Annotated in this window: 15 protein-coding genes; 9 read left to right on the top strand and 6 right to left on the bottom strand. The window is 67.1% G+C overall.

Annotated elements, in window-relative coordinates:
* The first annotated feature begins 43 nt into the window (after nt 1-43).
* The 3 genes from secD to fabV all read left to right on the top strand — a co-directional run bounded on the left by secD (nt 44) and on the right by fabV (nt 4,831).
* Nucleotides 44-1,900 (top strand): protein translocase subunit SecD, encoded by a 1,857-nt coding sequence (secD, locus tag SSKA14_RS14995; RefSeq protein WP_008268828.1) that lies wholly within the window; start codon nt 44-46, stop codon nt 1,898-1,900.
* Between the two features lie 15 nt (nt 1,901-1,915).
* Nucleotides 1,916-2,896 carry a protein translocase subunit SecF gene (gene secF, locus SSKA14_RS14990; protein WP_008266874.1) on the top strand — a complete coding sequence of 327 codons (981 nt, stop codon included), beginning with the start codon at nt 1,916-1,918 and terminating at the stop codon, nt 2,894-2,896.
* 675 nt (nt 2,897-3,571) lie between these two features.
* Nucleotides 3,572-4,831 (top strand): enoyl-ACP reductase FabV, encoded by a 1,260-nt coding sequence (gene fabV / locus SSKA14_RS14985; protein ID WP_008265622.1) that lies wholly within the window; start codon nt 3,572-3,574, stop codon nt 4,829-4,831.
* A gap of 71 nt (nt 4,832-4,902) precedes the next feature.
* Here fabV and SSKA14_RS14980 read toward each other — a convergent pair whose 3' ends face one another.
* From SSKA14_RS14980 to SSKA14_RS14970, 3 genes are all read right to left on the bottom strand, one after another.
* Complete coding sequence (locus SSKA14_RS14980) at nt 4,903-6,972, bottom strand: EAL domain-containing protein (RefSeq protein WP_040009725.1); 2,070 nt, start codon at nt 6,970-6,972, stop codon at nt 4,903-4,905.
* 91 nt (nt 6,973-7,063) lie between these two features.
* Nucleotides 7,064-8,248, bottom strand: a complete 1,185-nt coding sequence (locus SSKA14_RS14975) for an NAD(P)/FAD-dependent oxidoreductase (protein ID WP_008265205.1) — start codon at nt 8,246-8,248, stop codon at nt 7,064-7,066.
* A complete protein-coding gene (locus SSKA14_RS14970) occupies nt 8,245-8,793 on the bottom strand; it encodes a YaeQ family protein (RefSeq protein WP_008266357.1) in 549 nt (182 codons plus the stop codon). Before SSKA14_RS14970 ends, SSKA14_RS14975 begins: the two co-directional genes overlap by 4 nt.
* Nucleotides 8,794-8,917: 124 nt before the next feature.
* Here SSKA14_RS14970 and SSKA14_RS14965 point away from each other — a divergent pair, with 124 nt between their 5' ends.
* Nucleotides 8,918-9,796 carry a pseudouridine synthase gene (locus SSKA14_RS14965; protein ID WP_040007955.1) on the top strand — a complete coding sequence of 293 codons (879 nt, stop codon included), beginning with the start codon at nt 8,918-8,920 and terminating at the stop codon, nt 9,794-9,796.
* 6 nt (nt 9,797-9,802) lie between these two features.
* Here SSKA14_RS14965 and SSKA14_RS14960 read toward each other — a convergent pair whose 3' ends face one another.
* On the bottom strand, nt 9,803-10,291 hold the full coding sequence (locus tag SSKA14_RS14960; RefSeq protein WP_008264931.1) for a YaiI/YqxD family protein: 489 nt from the start codon (nt 10,289-10,291) through the stop codon (nt 9,803-9,805).
* 301 nt (nt 10,292-10,592) lie between these two features.
* On the opposite strand from SSKA14_RS14960, the gene SSKA14_RS14955 reads away from it, so the two are divergent.
* The 4 genes from SSKA14_RS14955 (at nt 10,593) to SSKA14_RS14940 (ending at nt 14,404) form a co-directional block, all read left to right on the top strand.
* Nucleotides 10,593-10,802: a cold-shock protein gene (locus tag SSKA14_RS14955; RefSeq protein ID WP_004153307.1), complete on the top strand. Its 210-nt coding sequence runs from the start codon at nt 10,593-10,595 to the stop codon at nt 10,800-10,802.
* 183 nt (nt 10,803-10,985) lie between these two features.
* A complete protein-coding gene (locus tag SSKA14_RS14950) occupies nt 10,986-11,675 on the top strand; it encodes a glutathione S-transferase (RefSeq protein ID WP_008268440.1) in 690 nt (229 codons plus the stop codon).
* Between the two features lie 32 nt (nt 11,676-11,707).
* Entirely contained in the window at nt 11,708-13,273 is a 1,566-nt protein-coding gene (locus tag SSKA14_RS14945) for a YdiU family protein (protein ID WP_008265604.1), read from the top strand.
* A 594-nt stretch (nt 13,274-13,867) separates the two neighbouring features.
* Nucleotides 13,868-14,404: an adenine phosphoribosyltransferase gene (locus tag SSKA14_RS14940; RefSeq protein WP_008268206.1), complete on the top strand. Its 537-nt coding sequence runs from the start codon at nt 13,868-13,870 to the stop codon at nt 14,402-14,404.
* Between the two features lie 97 nt (nt 14,405-14,501).
* Here SSKA14_RS14940 and dbpA read toward each other — a convergent pair whose 3' ends face one another.
* Together dbpA and SSKA14_RS14930 are read right to left on the bottom strand one after the other, a co-directional pair.
* Complete coding sequence (dbpA, locus tag SSKA14_RS14935; RefSeq protein WP_008266564.1) at nt 14,502-15,878, bottom strand: ATP-dependent RNA helicase DbpA; 1,377 nt, start codon at nt 15,876-15,878, stop codon at nt 14,502-14,504.
* Between the two features lie 84 nt (nt 15,879-15,962).
* Entirely contained in the window at nt 15,963-17,042 is a 1,080-nt protein-coding gene (locus tag SSKA14_RS14930) for a YeiH family protein (RefSeq protein ID WP_008264914.1), read from the bottom strand.
* A 102-nt stretch (nt 17,043-17,144) separates the two neighbouring features.
* Between SSKA14_RS14930 and SSKA14_RS14925 the strand changes: the two genes are divergently transcribed.
* On the top strand, nt 17,145-18,020 hold the full coding sequence (locus tag SSKA14_RS14925; RefSeq protein ID WP_008267760.1) for a LysR family transcriptional regulator: 876 nt from the start codon (nt 17,145-17,147) through the stop codon (nt 18,018-18,020).
* The last annotated feature ends 211 nt before the right edge of the window (nt 18,021-18,231 follow it).

Here is an 18,231-nt window from a genome sequence, read left to right as displayed (position 1 = left end):
CACAACCGCGGCGCCGGGGATGGCGCCGCGCGGGACCCAAGCAATGCTCGAATTTCCACGCTGGAAGTACGTCGTCATCCTGATCGTACTGGCGCTCAGTGCGCTGTACGCGCTGCCCAACATCTACCAGAAGGACCCGGCCCTCCAGATCACCGCCAACCGTGGCGGGCAGGTCGACGATGCGCTGCGCGACCGTGTGATGGCCGACCTGAACAAGGCCGGTGTCACCACCATTGGCGCCGAGAAGGAAGGGGAGAGCCTGATCGTCCGCCTGCCGGACCTGAAGGCGCAGTCCGCTGCCAGCGACGCCCTGCGTGACACCATCGGCGAGCAGTACACCGTGGCGCTGAACCTGGCCTCGACCGTGCCGGACTGGCTGGCCAACCTCGGCGGTCGTCCGATGGTGCTGGGCCTGGACCTGCAGGGCGGTGTGCACTTCGTGCTGCAGGTCGACCAGAAGGCCGCCCTGGACAAGCGCCTGGACGCCTACACCGAAGACGTGCGCAGCACGCTGCGTGACGCCCGCATCGCCTACCAGTCGGTTGAGCGTCGTGCCGACAACACCATCGTGGCCAACCTGAGCCCGTCGGCCGGTGATGATGCTGCACAGCTGGCCCGTACCGCGCTGGTCAAGGCGCAGCCGACCCTCGGTTACGACGTCAGCGGCAGCCGCATTACGGTGACCATTCCCGAGGCCGAGATCACCCAGATCGCCAACGGTGCCATCGAGCAGAACATCAACACCCTGCGCAACCGCGTGAACCAGCTGGGCGTGGCCGAGCCGATCATCCAGCGCCAGGGTGCCGACCGCGTGGTCGTGCAGCTGCCGGGCGTGCAGGACACCGCCGAAGCCAAGCGCATGATCGGCGCCACCGCCACCCTGGAATACCGTGCGGTGGTTGATGGCAATGCGCAGGACGCGATCGCCTCTGGCCGCATCCCGCCGGAAGCGAAGGTCTACCAGCGTCGTGATGGCGGTGGCCCGGTGCTGCTGAACAAGCGCGTGATCGTCACCGGTGACCAGATGGTGGGCGCGCAGGCGGTGACCGATTCGAACAGTGGCTCGCCGGCGGTCAGCGTCACGCTGAACAACGTCGGTGGCCAGCGCATGTTCGACTTCACCAGCGCCAACGTGAACAAGCCGATGGCGGTGGTCTACACCGAGCGCGTGCCGACCGTGACCGTCGTCGACGGCCAGGAAGTGCGTGGCTTCAAGGTCAACGAGGAAGTGATCTCGGTGGCCAACATCAACGGCGTGTTCGGCAAGAACTTCCAGACCACCGGCCTGCAGAAGAAGGAAGCCGAGGACCTGGCCAAGCTGCTGAAGTCCGGCTCGCTGGCGGCGCCGATGGACTTCGTCGAAGAGCGCGTGGTCGGCCCGAGCCTGGGCGCCGAGAACGTCAAGAACGGTATGCGCGCAGTGGTGTTCGCGTTCCTGTTCACCCTGGTGTTCTTCAGCATCTACTACCGCATGTTCGGCGTGATCACCTCGATCGCGATGCTGTTCAACCTGCTGATCGTGGTGGCGGTGATGTCGATGTTCGGCGCGACCATGACCCTGCCGGGCTTTGCCGGCCTGGCGTTGTCGGTCGGCCTGTCGGTGGACGCCAACGTGCTGATCAACGAGCGTATCCGTGAAGAACTGCGTGCCGGCGTGCCGGGCAAGACCGCGATCGTGACCGGTTACGAGCGTGCCTCGGGCACCATCCTCGACGCCAACCTGACCGGCCTGATCGTCGGTGTGGCGTTGTTCGCATTCGGTACCGGTCCGCTGAAGGGCTTCGCGCTGACCATGATCATCGGTATTTTCGCCTCCATGTTCACCGCGATCACCGTGTCGCGTGCGCTGGCGACGCTGATCTACGGCAGCCGCAAGAAGCTCCAGAACGTGGCCATCTGACGGGACGACACGCACATGAAACTGTTTCCGCTGCACATCCTCCCGAACGACACCAAGATCGACTTCATGCGCTGGCGCCATGTCGCCATGGCGGTCACCATCGTGGTGTTCCTGGCCTCGATCGCCATCATTGGCTTCAAGGGCTTCAACTATGCGCTGGACTTCACCGGCGGCACGCTGATCGAAGCCCGCTTCGACAAGGCGGTGGACGTCGAGCAGGTGCGTACCAAGCTCGAGGAAAACGGCTTTGACGGCGCGCAGGTGCAGAGTGTCGGTGGCAACACCGACCTGCTGATCCGCCTGGCCCCGCACGGCGAGCATGCTCCGGGTACCGGTGATGCCGCTGCCGAGGACAAGGCCACCGCCGCGGCCGTGGTGAAGGCACTGTCCACCGCCGACAACCAGGCCACCGTGCTGCGCAACGAGTTCGTTGGCCCGCAGATCGGCAAGGACCTGGCGATGAATGGCCTGTACGCCACCATCTTCATGCTGGCCGGCTTCCTGATCTACATCGCGGTGCGCTTCGAATGGAAGTTCGCGGTCACCGCCAGCATCGTGGCGATGTTCGACCTGATCGTGACGGTGGCTTACGTGTCCCTGCTGGGCCGTGAGTTCGACCTGACCGTGCTGGCCGGCCTGCTGTCGGTGATGGGCTTTGCGATCAACGACATCATCGTGGTGTTCGACCGCGTCCGCGAGAACTTCCGCAGCCTGCGCGTGGACTCGATGGAAGTGCTGAACCGTTCGATCAACCAGACGCTGTCGCGTACGGTGATCACGGCGGTGATGTTCTTCCTGTCGGCGCTTGCCCTGTACATGTACGGCGGCAGCTCGATGGAAGGCCTCGCCGAGACGCACATGATCGGTGCGGTGATCGTGGTGTTGTCCTCGATCCTGGTGGCGGTGCCGATGCTGACGATCGGTTTCCTGCGCGTCAGCAAGCAGGACCTGCTGCCGAAGGCGAAGGACGTCGAGGCCCTGGCCCGTCGCCCGTAATCACCTGTTGCACGCAGTACACAGGGAACCCCGCGCAAGCGGGGTTTTTTGTTGGCAGGGCTGGTACGCGTCATCGCATGCGCGCTGTCGCTCCTACGCTTCGCTGCGCGAACCGTGGGCCCCACTTACCAGCTCCCACACCCCCGCCGCTTCGCGGCCGCCCCCTGACTCAGGGGGCTCTGCCCCAGATCGTTTCCTGCGGCTGTTGGTGGGTGCCGACCTTGGTCGGCACATCTGTCAGATATCGAATGAATTCATCCACGCATGGCGTGGAACTACCGTGTCGACCAAGGTCGACATCTACCAAGGCCAGACGCCGTACCAGCAGATCGCGGGAATCTGTCGAAGGCGGGGTGGGTCCGGTTGCGGGAGTGTCCGCGGCATGGATGCCGCGGCCAAGCCCCCATGGATGGGTTTACGGCGTCTCCCGCAACCGGACCCACCCCGCCAACCCACAGGAACCCAGCTTTTGACGTTGACGTTGAAGTTGCCGGCCAGCGGCCGGCACTACCGCGGGTGCAGGGCGCAGCCCTGCAGAACAAACCCTCACCCTACGCCAGCGTCGGTTGTGCAATCTTCCCCCGCGCACTACGATCCTGCGGTTCGCGCGCGCAGGCGCGCACCCGTATTCCTGCTGAGCGCCCCGTGCGCCGCATCTGCCAACCCGAGGTATCCATGGTCATCAAACCGCGCGTCCGCGGCTTCATCTGCGTCACCACCCACCCGACCGGCTGCGAGGCCGCGGTCAAGCAGCAGATCGACTACATCCGCGCGCGCCCGCCGATCCAGAACGGCCCCAAGCGCGTGCTGGTCATTGGTGCCTCCACCGGCTACGGCCTGGCGGCGCGCATCACCGCTGCGTTCGGTAGCGGCGCGGCGACCCTGGGCATCTTCTTCGAACGCCCGGGCAGCGAGTCCAAGCCCGGCACCGCCGGCTGGTACAACTCGGCCGCGTTCCACAAGTACGCCGACGAAGCCGGCCTGTACGCCAAGAGCATCAACGGTGATGCCTTCTCCGATGAAGTGAAGGCAAAGGCCATCGAGATGATCAAGGCCGATCTCGGCCAAGTCGACCAGGTGGTCTACAGCCTGGCTGCGCCGCGCCGCAAGCACCCGAAGACCGGCGAAATCATCAGCTCCACGCTGAAGCCGATCGGCGAGCCGATCACCCTGCGTGGCCTGGATACCGACAAGGAAGTGCTGACCGAGACTCACCTGCAGCCGGCTACCGCCGAAGAAATCGCCGGCACCGTTGCGGTCATGGGTGGCGAAGACTGGCAGATGTGGATCGATGCGCTGGCCGATGCCGGCGTGCTGGCCAACGGCTGCACCACCACCGCCTTCACCTACGTGGGCGAAGAGATCACCCAGGCGATCTACTGGAACGGCTCGATCGGTGCCGCCAAGAAGGACCTGGACACCAAGGTGCTGGGCCTGCGCGAGAAGCTGGCAAAGATCGGTGGCGATGCACGCGTGTCGGTGCTGAAGGCCGTGGTCACCCAGGCCAGCTCGGCCATTCCGACCATGCCCCTGTACCTGTCGCTGCTGTTCAAGGTGATGAAGGAAAAGGGCACCCATGAAGGCTGCATCGAGCAGCTGGACGTGCTGTACGACATCCTCTACGGCGGCAAGGCTGAGGGCGTGGCGGTCGATCGCCTGCGCCACGACCTGGTCGATGCCGATGGCCACACCGTCGCGCTGGTCGATGAGGAAGGCCGCCTGCGTGCCGACTACAAGGAAATGGCCGCGGACGTGCAGGGCAAGGTGGTTGCGCTGTGGCCGCAGGTGACCAACGAGAACCTGTACGAGATCAGTGACCTGGCCGGCTACAAGGCCGACTTCCTGCGCCTATTCGGTTTCGGCGTGGACGGCGTCGACTACGAAGCCGACGTCAATCCGGACGTCAGGATCGAGAATCTGGTCGACATGACCTGATCAATGAAAAGGCCGGCGAAAGCCGGCCTTTTCGTTCGGTAGTGCCGGCCGCTGGCCGGCAGCCCCGAGGGTTACCCGAACTCGAACCCCATCTCCGGCAAGGCCGGGCCAACGAAGTCGCCCTGCACGTAGTCCACGCCGGCACTGAACAGCAGGGTCATCGAATTGGCGTCGCTGACGAACTCGGCGATGGTGCGGATACCGGCTTCCTGCGCACGCGCGGTGATCTGGCTGATGCGGTCGATGTTCTCGCGGGTGGCCGCCAGATCGCTGGTGAAACCGCGGTCCAGCTTGAGGAACTGCGGCTGGAAGTGGGCCAGCAGCTGGAACGAATCCAGCCCCGAACCAAACTGCTCCAGGCCGATGCGGCAGCCCAGGGGCGCGACCTCGGCGAGGAACTGCTGCGCGCTGCGCAGATGGGTGAACACCTTCGCTTCCGGTGCGTGCAGCCACAGCCGTTCGCCCGGCACGCCCTGTGCCTGCAGCTCGCGGCGCAGGGTGGCGATCATCTGCGGATCGTCGAACGATTCCGGGGTGACCTTCACCAGCACCTGGGTGGCATGGCCTTCGCGCGCACGTTGGCCCAGCACCGCAATGGCCCGCGAAACCACCCAGCGGTTGATGTCGGCCAGCAGCCCGTGCTCCTCGGCAATGCCCAGGAACGCGGTCGGGCTCAGCAGCTCGCCGTTGTGCTCCAGGCGCAGGTAGGCCTCGTACAGCTCCAGCGGCTCGCCCTGCAGATTCAGCACCGGCTGGTAGTGCAGCTGGAAGCCGTCGCCGGCCAGCGCTTCGCGGATGCGCGCCACCCAGCGCAGCACGCGCTCTTCCTCCACGCGGTCGGCAGCGGCGGGGTCGAAGATGCGGCAGGTATTGCCCAGCTCGGCAGCGGCCTGCGTGCATTCGCTGGCACGTGCCAGCACCTGGCCGATGCTGGCGATCTTCTCGCCCACCTGCACGCCGCCGATGCTGACCGTCACCGTGGCCGAACGCGCGCCGATGCTGAAGACATGCGCGGCATAGGCTTCGCGGATGCGCTCGGCCAACGCAACGGTCTGCGCATAGGGACCGGCCTGCAGCACGGCGAAGTTGTGTTCGCCGAAGCGGGCCAGCTGCGCGTCCTCGCCGACCACCTCGGCCAGCAGGGCGGCGAGCGCGCCGATCAGCGCGTCGGCCGAGGCCAGGCCGATGTCCGGCAGCAGGCGTGCGTAGTGGTCCGGTTCGATCAACAGCAGGCCGAACTGGCCTTCGCTGCGACCGGCCTGGGCCACCGCGCTTTCCAGCTGCAGCATGAAGGTCGGGCGGTTGAGCAGGCCGGTGACCTGGTCACGCTGGCGCAGGTCTTCGACTTCGCGTGCCAGCTCCGGATCGAATTCCATGCGGCGGCGGAGCACCACCTGCAGGCAGGATTCGCCCTCGTAGGTCGCCGCGGTGAACTCCATCGTTGCGGGGAACGCGCTGCCATCTTCGTGACGGGCGTCGAGCTGGTACTGCGGCGGCGGCGCTTCGCCACGGCTGAGGCCTTTCAGCAGCTGCTTGAAGCCTTCCACATGCTGCGCGGCGACCATGTCCAGCAGCGAAATGCCTTCGATGTCGTCGAAATGCTCGTAGCCGAACATCTCCAGATAAGCGTCGTTGGCCCGGATGTGCATGCCTTCATGCACGTAGGCGATGGGGTCGCGCGAGGAGGCGATCAGCGCGTCGCAGCGGCGCTCGGTTTCGCGCATCTGTGCCTCGATGCGGCGCAGGCCACGGCGCGCCTGGAGGTCCACCCACTGGTCGCGGACCACGGCCAGCAGGTGCTCGGGGCGCTGGCGCAGGGCGAGGGCGCGGATGCCATGGCTGCTGGCCTGCACCAGCTCGTCCTCGTCGATGCGCTCGGCCAGCAGCACCAGCGGAATATCCTTGCCGCTGGCCGCGATGTGCTGGGCCACCAGCGGCAGCGGAATGCCCGGCGAGGGCGAGGCGAGCACCAGGTCGATGGCCTGGCTGTCCAGCACCTGGGCCAGCTCGGCCGCATCCTGCGGGCGCCACGGGCGCACCGCGATGCCACTGTTGCGCAGGGCGCTGACGATGGCTTCGGCATTCTCGCCGCTGTCATCGACGATCAGCAGGCGGATGGTGATGTCGTTCGCGTTCTGCATGCACTGCTCCCCAATCTGCAAATCTAGATACACGATGCGCGCCGAACCGTCCATGCGCGCACCCCTTGCGCGCATCGAACGGCGATGTGGTTCACACCACGCCACCGGCCGCGTGGCCGCTGGCCCAGGCCCACTGGAAGTTGTAGCCGCCCAGCCAGCCGGTCACGTCCAGCACCTCGCCAACGAAGTGCAGGCCGGGCACGCGCCTGGATTCCATCGTCGAGGACGAAACCTCGGCAGTGTCCACGCCGCCCAGGGTGACCTCGGCGGTGCGATAGCCTTCGGTGCCGCTGGCCACCAACGGGAACGCGCCCAGCAGCTGCGCGGCCTGGCGCAGCACCGGCTCGTCCAGCTGGCGCACCGGGCGGTCGGGCAGCCAGTGTTCGCACAGGCGCTGCGCAAGCCGCTTGGGCAGCACCTCGCCCAGTACCGTGCGCAACTCGGCGGCGGGCCGCTCGCGCTTCATCTGGCGCAGCCATTCGCCCGCATCCTGGCCGGGCAACAGATCCAGCTCCAGCGCGTCGCCAGGCTGCCAGAAGGACGAAATCTGGAGGATTGCCGGGCCGCTGACGCCGCGGTGGGTCAGCAGCATGAAGTTCTGGAAGCTCTTTCCGTTGCAGCGCGCCTCGATCGGCAGGGCGACACCGCTGAGCTCGGCCAGCCGCTCCTGGTGCTTGCCGCTGAGCGTCAGCGGCACCAGCCCGGCGCGGGTCGGCAGCACCGCGTGGCCGAACTGGCGTGCGATCTCATAGCCGAAACCCGTGGCACCCATGCTCGGAATGGACAGCCCGCCAGTCGCGACCACCAGCGAGGCACAGTGGAACAGGCCGTGGCTGGTGTGCACCCGGAAGCCGTCGCTGCCGTGCTCGATGCGCTGCACGCTGCAGTCGGTACGGACCTGCACGCCGGCCGCCTGGCATTCGTCCACCAGCATTTTCACGATCTGCTTGGACGAGACATCGCAGAACAGCTGGCCCAGTTCCTTTTCGTGGTAGGCGATGCCGTGCTTGCTGACCAGTTCGATGAAATGCCAGGGCGTGTAGCGGGCCAGCGCCGACTTGCAGAAGTGCGGATTGGCCGACAGGAAGTTGGCCGGGGTGGTACCGGTGTTGGTGAAGTTGCAGCGGCCACCGCCGGACATCAGGATCTTCTTGCCGATCTTGTTGGCATGGTCGATCACCTGCACCTGGCGGCCGCGCTGGCCGGCGGTGATCGCGGTCATCAGCCCGGCCGCGCCGGCGCCGATGACCACCACATCGCAGCGGATCGTGCTCATGCCTTGGCGCGCTTGCGCCAGTTCGGGATGATGTCGAGCTGGATCTGATCGTTGAGAATCTGCACTTCGTCATCCTGGATCAGCACGCTGAAGCGCATGGCGCGCTGGATCTGCTGGCCCCACTGCTCGACGAAGGCACCGTCGAGGTCGACCACCGACAGGTTGTCGAAACGCGACAGGCCCTTGCCCTGCTTGGTCCACCAGATCTCGGAGGCGTTGCCACCGTAGTTCACCACCTGCACCTGGCGGCTGCGGTTGCAGGCCTTGCGGATGCGCGATTCGTCCGGATGGCCCAGGTCGATCCACTGCAGGATGTCGCCGGTGTAGTCGTGCTCCCACAGGTCCGGCTCATCGTCGGTGCTCAGGCCACGGCCGAATTCCAGGCGATCGCCAGCGTTGAGGGCGAAGGCGAGCAGGCGCACCATCAGGCGCTCGTCGGTCTCGGACGGATGCTGGGCCAGGGTCAGGTTGTGGGTCGCGTAGTAGCCGCGATCCATGTCGCTGATCTGCAGTTCGGCCTTGCGGATGGTGGCGGTCAGAGCCATGGGGGATCCGTGGACTAAAGAGGACAATGATAGAGGTTTGCTCCAGGGGTGTCCGTTGCCAGGCTGTCGGCAAGGTGTCAACGTGGCACGCTTGCACGCTCTATCCACCACAGGAATGGACGCGATGACCCCGCCCAGCCGGTTGCAGCTGCCGCCCGGCCACTGGCTCAGCCTGCTCGAAGGCCTGTGTGCGCGTTTCCCGCGCATCGACCGCGCGCAATGGCAGGACCGCTTCGCCCGTGGTCGCGTGCAGGACGCGCAGGGCAGGGCGCTGGCGCCCGACCTGCCCTGGCAGGTGGGGCTGGAGATCCAGTACTTCCGCGAGGTGGCCGACGAGCCGCTGATTCCATTCGCCGAGACCATCGTCCATCTGGATGCGCACCTGCTGGTGGCCGACAAGCCGCACTTCCTGCCGGTGACGCCGGCCGGCCGGCACGTGCGCGAAACCCTGCTGGCGCGTCTGATCGCCCGCACCGGCAACCCCGAGCTGGTGCCGCTGCATCGGCTGGACCGGCTGACGGCCGGACTGGTGCTGTTCTCCACGCAGCCGGCGACACGCGATGCCTACCAGCGGCTGTTCCGCGAACGGCGCATCGAGAAGATCTATGAGGCACTGGCACCGGCCATGCCGGGCGCGGCGTTCCCACTGCAGCGGCATAGCCGGCTGGTGCCAGGCGAGCCGTTCTTCCGCATGGCCGAAGTGCCGGGCGAGCCCAATGCGCGCAGCCGGATCGAACTGATCGAAGCGGAGGGACCGATCTGGCGCTTCCGGCTGCGGCCGGAGACTGGCCGCAAGCACCAGCTGCGCGTGCACATGGCCGCGCTGGGCGCGCCGATCGAGGGCGATGACCTGTATCCGCACTTGAGGTCGCGCCCGGAGGGGGCGGTCGAGCTGCCCCTGCAGCTGCTGGCACAGGGGTTGGCCTTCGATGATCCGCTCAGCGGGGAACGGCGGCAGTTCAGCAGCCAGCGCCGCCTGTGCCTGCCGGATCAGGCGGGGTAGCGCCGTTCAGCGGACGGGACGCCGGGCCAGCCAACGGTCCAGTTCGGCGGCGAACAGCTGCCGGTCGCGTGGGCCGAGGGGCGGCGGGCCCCCGGTCTGGACCCCGGCGCCGCGCAGTTCTTCCATGAAATTGCGCATCGACAGCCGCTCGGCCATGTTGTTCGGGGTGTACAGCTGGCCGCGCGGGTTCAGCGCGACGGCCTTCTTCTCCAGCACCAGCGCGGCCAGCGGAATGTCCTGGGTGACCACCAGGTCGCCGGCGGCAACCCGCTCGACGATGGCGCTGTCGGCCACATCCAGGCCCTGTGGCACCTGGATCGAGCGCAGCCAGCGCGAGGGCGGGGTGCGGATCCACTGGTTGGCGACCAGGGTCAGCTCGATCCCGACGCGTTCAGCGGCCCGGAACAGGATGTCGCGAATGACGCCGGGACAGGCGTCCGCATCCACCCAGATGCGGGGGAGGGCGGATTCAGCTTGGGTTTCAGCTTCAGTCATTTACCCAGTGTAGGGTAGGAAAAACCTGAATGGGGACTCGGAGTTAGCCACGATCGGCTGCCAGCCCTTGTCACGCCTAGCGGGCAGGGCCTGCCCATGAACGTCCGGGCTATCGCTTTTTGCAGAAAACACGCGTATCGTTCGTCCCACTGTGTTTGCTAGGGTCACCGTGAATCGTGGCCTGGTGCAGTTGATCTCACGATCCGCTCATCGATCCGCTTTACCAACGCCTGCAACTCAGTCTCGGCCCCGATACCCGGTGGCTGCGATTTTTTCAACATGTGTTTCAGGAGTTAGTCAAATGTCTGATCGTCAGACCGGCACCGTCAAGTGGTTCAACGACGCCAAGGGCTTCGGCTTCATCACCCCGGAAAGCGGCCCGGACCTGTTTGTGCACTTCCGTGCCATCCAGGGCACCGGCTTCAAGACCCTGCAGGAAGGCCAGAAGGTTACCTTCATCGCCGTCCAGGGTCAGAAGGGTATGCAGGCTGACCAGGTGCAGGCGGTCTAATCCGTCTGCTACCGTTGGGTAGCCAGAACGCCGGAAGCGAAAGCTTCCGGCGTTTTTTATTGCCCACCGTTTTGTAGAGTCGAGCTTGCTCGACTGCTTTCAACGACAGTCGAGCAAGCTCGACTCTACAAGCGGCATGCATCCTCGCGCGGTACGATGCAGGTCTTCCCAAGGATCATCCTCATGCGCATCGTCCACCATCTGGAAAACTCCCGTTCCCTGCGCGTGCTGTGGATGCTGGAGGAGCTGGGGCTGGACTACGAGCTCCGTCGCTATCCGCGCGATCCGAAAACGCTGCTGGCGCCGCCCGAGCTGCGCAACGTGCATCCGCTCGGCAAGTCGCCGGTACTGCAGGATGGCGAGCTGGTGCTGGCCGAATCCGGCGCGATCCTCGACTACCTTGCCGACCGCTACGACACCCAGCGCCAGCTGTCGCCGTCACCGATGCCGGCGGAGGGCGCCGAGCGCATCGCCTACCGCTATTGGCTGCACTACGCCGAGGGCTCGGCGATGCCGCCGTTGCTGCTGACCCTGGTGATGGGCCGAATCCGCAACGCGCCGATGCCGTTCTTCGCGCGCCCGATCGCGCGCAGCATCGCCGACAAGGCCGAGCGGGGCTTCATCGGTCCGCAGCGGCGCCTGCACCTGGACTGGATGGAGCGCCGCCTGGCCGAAAGCCCGTGGTTCGCGGGTGAGCGGTTCAGCGCGGCCGACATCCAGATGAGCTTCCCGATCCAGGCTGCGGCCGCACGGGGTGGTGGCCTCGACGACAAGCCAGCGCTGCGTGGCTTCCTAAAGCGCATCGGCGAGCGGCCAGCCTACCAGCGCGCCGAGGCCTACGGCGGCCACCTGCAGGCGCTCGGCGGCAATTGAGGCGGGCGGCGGTCGTCCCCATCTTCAAGGCCATGGATACCGACTCCCCCCGTTTCGACAACCGCCTGCTGAATGCCCTGCCGGGTGACCCCGAATCCGGCCCGCGCCGCCGTGAAGTGCTGGGCGCGGCCTGGTCACCGGTGATGCCCACGCCGGTGGCAGCGCCCGCTCTGCTGGCGTGGTCGCCGGAGGTGGCCAGGATGCTGGGTTTCGATGCCGCTGAAGTCGAGGGCGAAGGCTTCGCCCGCGTGTTCGGCGGCAATGCGCTGTACGCCGGCATGCAGCCGTGGGCGGCGAACTACGGCGGGCATCAGTTCGGCCACTGGGCCGGGCAGCTGGGCGATGGCCGTGCGATCTCACTGGGTGAACTGGTTGCGCCGGATGGACGCCACTGGGAGCTGCAGCTGAAGGGCGCGGGCCCAACGCCGTATTCGCGCGGTGCCGATGGTCGTGCAGTGCTGCGCTCGTCGATCCGCGAATTCCTGTGCAGCGAAGCGATGCACCACCTCGGCGTGCCGAGCACGCGTGCGCTGTCACTGGTCGGTACCGGCGAAGACGTGGTGCGCGACATGTTCTATGACGGCCACCCGCGTGCCGAGCCCGGCGCCATCGTGTGCCGCGTGTCGCCCTCGTTCCTGCGTTTCGGTTCGTTCGAACTGCCGGCGTCGCGCGGTGAAACCGCGTTGCTGCGGCAGCTGGTCGATGCCTGCATCACCCGCGACTTCCCGGAACTCGAAGGGCAGGGCGAGGCGCTGTATGGCGACTGGTTCGCGCAGATCGCGGTACGCACCGCCGAGATGATCGCGCACTGGATGCGCGTGGGTTTCGTGCACGGCGTGATGAATACCGACAACCTGTCCGTGCTCGGCCTCACGCTCGATTACGGCCCTTACGGCTGGGTCGAGGATTTCGACCCGGACTGGACGCCGAACACCACCGACGCGCAGGGCCGCCGTTACCGCTTCGGTACGCAGCCACAGGTGGCGTACTGGAACCTGAGCCGGTTGGCGCAGGCGCTGGCGCCGCTGTTTGCCGATGTGGCACCGTTGCAGGCCGGCCTGGCCGCCTACCAGTCCACCTTCGTGGCATGCACGCGTCGCGATGCCGCCGCCAAGCTCGGCCTGGCCGCCGCCGCCGATGACGACCTGCAGCTCTACCTGCGCTGGCAGCAATTGATGCAGGACGGCGCCATGGACATGACCCTGGCCTGGCGCGCGCTGATGCGCCTCGATCCGGCGGCACCGGATGCGGCGGTGCTGGACGCGGTGTACTACGGCGAGACGCGCCAGCAGGCGGTGCAGGCACCGTTGCAGCAGTGGCTGCAGGACTACGCGACGCGGTTGCGCGCCGATCCGCTGTCGGCCGGCGAACGCATGGCGAAGATGGCTGCAGCCAATCCGCTGTACGTGCTGCGCAACTGGCTGGCGCAGGAGGCGATCGATCGCGCGGAGCAGGGTGACCTCGGTGGCGTGCAGGCGCTGCAGGAGGTGTTGCGCGACCCGTACACCGAGCGCCCGGGGCTTGGACACTTCGCCGGCAAGCGCCCGGCGTGGGCCGACAACCGCGCCGGCTGCTCGATGCTGTCCTGCAGTTCCTGAGGGTGGGTTTTGGCAGGGCTGTGCCCTGCACCCGCAGAGGCAAGGTCAACAGCCACAGCAAAAGCTGGATTCCGTGGTTTGGCGGGGCGGTGTCGGAGTGCGGGGACGCCGTAAACCCATCCATGGGGGCTTGGCAGCCGCATCCATGCGGCTGACACCCCGCACTCCGACATCGCCCCACCTCCGACAGATTTCCGGCCGCTGCGGGTGGGTGTCGACCTTGGTCGACACGGTAGATCCACGCCATGCGTGGATGCTTTTCGATTCCAATTCGAAATATTCGATTCCGATGGAGATTCATCCACGCATGGCGTGGATCCGCGACAGATCGCAGAATTCTGTCGAAGGCGGGATGGGTCCGGTTGCGGGAGTGTCCGCGGCATGGATGCCGCGGCCAAGCCCCCAGGGACGGGTTTACGGCGTCTCCCGCAACCGGACCCACCCCGCCATCCCTCAGGAAACCAGCTCTTGCCGTTGCCGTTGCCGTTGCTTGAAGCCTCTGCAGGTGCCGGGCGCAGCCCGGCCGACACCCCTCACCAGGCAGGTGGCGCCCGGAACAGGTACCCTATGCCGCCATCAGATAGCCAACGTGACATGACCGACGCCCTCGTCGCTCCGCAGTGGGCCTCCCGCCTGCGCGACATCGCCGACTTCCCCAAGCCCGGCATCCTCTTCAAGGACATCATGCCGCTGCTCGCCCACGGCGAGGACTTCCGTGGTGCGATCACCGCGATGGCCGACCGTTGGCGCGACCAGAAGCTGGACGCGGTGGTCGGCATTGAATCGCGTGGCTTCATCCTCGGCGCCGCGATGGCGCTGGAACTGGGCGTGGGCTTCGTGCCGGTACGCAAGCCGGGCAAGCTGCCGGGCCAGGTGCTGCGCGAGGAGTACACGCTGGAATACCGCAGCGACTGCATCGAGGTGCACGCCGATGCGCTGCCGGCCGGCGCCCGTGTCGCGATCATCGACGACGTGCTGGCGACCGGCGGCACGCTGGTCGCCGCGTTGTCGCTGGTGCGCCGCCTGGGTGTCGACGTGGTCGGTGCCGGCGTGCTGGTCGAGCTGGACGGCCTGGGCGGCCGTGTACGCTGGGAAGCGGATCTGCCGCTGTACACCGAACTGGTGTTCTGATCGTAGGGTGAGTGCCAACCAAGGTTGGCACCTACCAGAGCGAACCGCCGTGAACCGGTAGTTGCCAACCTTGGTTGGCACCCACCCGGTCAGGTCATTACATCATCCGCACGCGGAATCGACGGCCCTTGATCTTGCCGGCTTCCAGTTTCGCCACGGCCTTGTTGGCCTGCTCACGGGCGATCGCCACGTAGGAGCGGGTCGGGAAGATCGCGATCTTGCCGATGAACTTGCTCGACAGGCCGGCATCACCGGTCAGCGCACCGAGGATGTCGCCCGGGCGCAGCTTGTCGGTCTTGCCACCATCGATGCGCAGCGTGCGCATTGCCGCCTGCGGCAGCTCGGCCGGGCGCGAGGTTGCCAGCGGCGTTTTCTGCCAGTCCAGCGGCTGACCCATCTGCGCTTCGATCGCTTCGGCACGGGACTTCTCGCGGCCGGCCACCAGGCTGATCGCCAGGCCGCTGGCACCGGCACGGCCGGTACGGCCCACGCGGTGCTGGTAGCTCTCCACGTCGGTCGGCAGTTCGTAGTTGATCACCGCCGCAAGCTCTTCCACGTCCAGCCCGCGCGCGGCCACGTCGCTGGCCACCAGCACGTTGCAGCTGCGGTTGGCCAGCAGCAGCAGCACTTCCTCGCGGTCGCGCTGCTCCATGTCGCCGTGCAGGGCGAGGGCGGAGAAGCCGAACTGCTGCAGCGAGTTGGCCACTTCGTCCACGTCCTTGCGGGTGTTGCAGAACACCACCGCCGATTCGGGCGTGTACTTCAGCAGCAGGCCGGCCAGTGCCTTCTGGCGGTGGGCCGGTTCCACCTCGCAGAACAGGTGGCGGATCGCCGGTGCCTGGTCGGCGCCTTCCACGGTCACTTCCACCGCATCGCGCAGCAGGTCGCGGGCCATGGCGCGGATGCTGTCGGGGAAGGTGGCCGAGAACAGCAGGCTCTGGCGGTCCTTGTGGGTGCGGCCGGCGATCTCGCGGATCGGCTCCTCGAAGCCCATGTCGAGCATGCGGTCGGCCTCGTCCAGCACCAGCGTGCGCACCGCACCCAGGTTCAGCGCGCGCTTGCGTGCCAGTTCCTGCACGCGGCCGGGCGTGCCGACCACCACGTGCGGGTCGTGGCCTTCCAGCGACGCCAGCTGCGGGCCCAGCGGCACACCGCCCACCAGCAGCAGCAGCTTCAGGTTGGGAATGCCGGTGGCCAGCTTGCGGATCTGCTTGCCGACCTGGTCGGCCAGTTCGCGGGTCGGGCACAGCACCAGCGCCTGCACGCGGATCAGGCTGGGGTCGATCGCCTGCAGCAGGCCCAGGCCGAAGGCGGCGGTCTTGCCGCTGCCGGTCGGCGCCTGTGCGATCACATCACGGCCATCGAGGATGGCCGGCAGGCTCTGCGCCTGCACGGGGGTGAGGGTGGTGTAGCCGAGGGCATCCAGGCCGGGCTGCAGGGCCGGGCTCAGCGGCAGGGTCGAGAAGTCAGTCATGGCGCATTGTACCCGTCCGCGCGGCAGCTCCCGTCCTGGGGTCTTCATCCATGTGGGTGCCGACCTGGGTCGGCACACTCCTGCTCAGCCCAGCACCGCCAGCACGCCCTGGTGGATCGCCAGCCCACCAAACAGCAGCCAGGCGAACAGGATCAGCGCCAGCAGCAGCGGCTTCAGCCCAGCTTGGCGCAGCGCCGAGACGTGGGTGGTCAGGCCCAGCGCGGCCATCGCCATGGCCAGCAGCACGGTATCCAGCTGCACCAGCCCGGCCTGCAGGCCGGCAGGCAGCAGATGCAGCGAGTTGAACCCGGCCACCGCCACGAAACCGAATGCGAACCACGGCACCACGATGCGCGCCTTGCTGCCATCGGCGCTGGCCTTGCCACCACGCGCCAGCCATAGCGACAGCGCGACCAGGAACGGCGCCAGCAGCATCACCCGGACCATCTTGGTGATCACCGCAGTATCGGCGGCGGCTTCACTTACCGCACGGCCTGCGGCCACCACCTGCGCCACTTCATGCACCGTCGCGCCGGTGAACAGGCCGTACTGGCGTGCGTCGATGGCCAGCCAGCCATGCGACTGCACCAGTGCATACAGTGCCGGGTACAGGAACATCGCCAGCGTGCCGAACACCACCACCGTCGACACCGCCACTGTGACCTGCGCGGCGCGGCCGCGCACCACTGGCTCGGCGGCCATCACTGCGGCCGCGCCGCAGATCGCGCTGCCGGCACCGATCAGCATCGCTGCCTCGCGCTCCATCCTGAAAACGCGCACACCCAGCCAGCAGGCCAGGCCGAAGGTGCTGGCGACGACCAGCACGTCCATCAGCACACCGCTGACGCCGACATGGCCGATGTCCTGGAAGGTCAGGCGCAGGCCATACAGCACGATGCCGGCACGTAGCAGCCAGTGCTTGGAAAAGCCGACACCGGCTGCGCTGCTCGGCGCCAGCCGCGGGTAGAGGGTGTTGCCGACCACGATGCCGGCGACGATGGCCACGGTCAGCGCGCTCAGGCCGTGCGCCTGAAGCCAGGGAAGCTCGGCCAGGTACAGCGACGCCGCCGCGATCAGGCCGACCAGCAGAATTCCGGGCAGACGCGGCTGCCAGCGTTGGCGCAGGGCGGGCAGGGACCAGGGGGAGAGGGCAGGGGCGTTCATGACGAGGGCGGGGCTGGAGTGATGGCGCCAGCGTGCGCCTGTGTGATTGACCTGTAAAACGAATAATATGGGTGAAACCTACCTATAAAAAGGGTAATTACCATGCGCCTGACCCTGCGCCAGCTGCAGGTCTTCGTCGCCATCGCCGATCACGGCAGCACCACCGCGGCCGGCCAGGCCATCGCGCTCTCGCAGTCGGCCAGCAGTGCCGCCCTGCAGGAGCTGGAGGCACATTTCGGTACCCCGTTGTTCGACCGCATCGGCCGCCGCCTGACCCTGAACGGACATGGCCGCGCACTGCTTGAGCCGGCGCGCACCCTGTTGGTCAACGCCGCCGACCTGGAGCGGCAGCTGGCCGCTGGCGGCGACCTTGCCCAGGGTGCACCCCTGCGGCTGGTGCTGGCCGCCAGTACCACCATCGGCAACTACCTGCTGCCACCGCGCATCGCCGAGCTGCTGCGGCAGGCGCCGCAGGCCGAGGTCGACCTGCGCATCGACAACAGTGCCGGCGTGGTCGCTGCCGTGCAGCGGCTGGACGTCGACGCGGGCCTGATCGAGGGCCCGTGCCACGAGCGCGGCTTGCAGGTAACCGCATGGCAACAGGATCCGTTGGTGATTGTCGCGGCCGCCGACGCCCCGGCCCGATGGACACTGGATGAACTACGCCGCGCCCGCTGGCTGCTGCGCGAACCCGGCTCCGGCACCCGAGAAGCCGTCGAACAGGCCCTGCTGCCGCACCTGCGCGGATTCGCCCAGACCCTGCAGCTGGGCAATACCGAAGCGATCAAGCAGGCCGCGATCGCCGGCCTTGGCCTGGCCTGTCTCTCGCGCCACGCGCTGGAAGAGCCGCTGGCGCTGGGCCGCCTGCGCGTGCTGGACACCCCGCTGCCGGCCCTGCAGCGCACCCTGTGGCTGGTACGCCACCCGGGCAAGCACTGGTTGCCGGGCTTGCAGGCGTTGCTGGGGGAAGTGGGGTAGGCCATCAGATTCCCGGTCGATTCCATCCCTCGACACTTCTCTGTAGCGCTCATCCACGCATGGCGTGGATCTACCGTGCCGACCAAGGTCGGCACCCACCAGAGCAGAATGCCGTCCCGACAGATCGCGATGAACCGTCAGAGGCGGGGCGGTGTGGGGCTGCAGGACCGTTGGCGCCATGGATGGCGCCATCGAGCCCCCAGGGGTGAGG

The sequence above is a fragment of the Stenotrophomonas sp. SKA14 genome (assembly GCF_000158575.1).
In the GTDB taxonomy this organism is placed as follows: Bacteria; Pseudomonadota; Gammaproteobacteria; order Xanthomonadales; family Xanthomonadaceae; genus Stenotrophomonas; species Stenotrophomonas forensis.
The sequence above is the reverse complement of the archived record's forward strand: the minus strand, read 5'-3'. Positions and strand labels throughout refer to the sequence as shown.

Excerpts from the sequence above, each read along its gene's own strand:
- SSKA14_RS14955 (WP_004153307.1), top strand. The coding sequence starts at position 10,593 with ATGTCTGATCGTCAGACCGGCACCGTCAAGTGGTTCAACGACGCCAAG.
- SSKA14_RS14975 (WP_008265205.1), bottom strand. The coding sequence starts at position 8,248 with ATGAGCACGATCCGCTGCGATGTGGTGGTCATCGGCGCCGGCGCGGCC.
- secD (WP_008268828.1), top strand. The coding sequence starts at position 44 with ATGCTCGAATTTCCACGCTGGAAGTACGTCGTCATCCTGATCGTACTG.
- secF (WP_008266874.1), top strand. The coding sequence starts at position 1,916 with ATGAAACTGTTTCCGCTGCACATCCTCCCGAACGACACCAAGATCGAC.
- fabV (WP_008265622.1), top strand. The coding sequence starts at position 3,572 with ATGGTCATCAAACCGCGCGTCCGCGGCTTCATCTGCGTCACCACCCAC.
- SSKA14_RS14970 (WP_008266357.1), bottom strand. The coding sequence starts at position 8,793 with ATGGCTCTGACCGCCACCATCCGCAAGGCCGAACTGCAGATCAGCGAC.
- SSKA14_RS14980 (WP_040009725.1), bottom strand. The coding sequence starts at position 6,972 with ATGCAGAACGCGAACGACATCACCATCCGCCTGCTGATCGTCGATGAC.
- SSKA14_RS14950 (WP_008268440.1), top strand. The coding sequence starts at position 10,986 with ATGCGCATCGTCCACCATCTGGAAAACTCCCGTTCCCTGCGCGTGCTG.
- SSKA14_RS14945 (WP_008265604.1), top strand. The coding sequence starts at position 11,708 with ATGGATACCGACTCCCCCCGTTTCGACAACCGCCTGCTGAATGCCCTG.
- SSKA14_RS14930 (WP_008264914.1), bottom strand. The coding sequence starts at position 17,042 with ATGAACGCCCCTGCCCTCTCCCCCTGGTCCCTGCCCGCCCTGCGCCAA.
- SSKA14_RS14965 (WP_040007955.1), top strand. The coding sequence starts at position 8,918 with ATGACCCCGCCCAGCCGGTTGCAGCTGCCGCCCGGCCACTGGCTCAGC.
- SSKA14_RS14960 (WP_008264931.1), bottom strand. The coding sequence starts at position 10,291 with ATGACTGAAGCTGAAACCCAAGCTGAATCCGCCCTCCCCCGCATCTGG.
- SSKA14_RS14925 (WP_008267760.1), top strand. The coding sequence starts at position 17,145 with ATGCGCCTGACCCTGCGCCAGCTGCAGGTCTTCGTCGCCATCGCCGAT.
- dbpA (WP_008266564.1), bottom strand. The coding sequence starts at position 15,878 with ATGACTGACTTCTCGACCCTGCCGCTGAGCCCGGCCCTGCAGCCCGGC.
- SSKA14_RS14940 (WP_008268206.1), top strand. The coding sequence starts at position 13,868 with ATGACCGACGCCCTCGTCGCTCCGCAGTGGGCCTCCCGCCTGCGCGAC.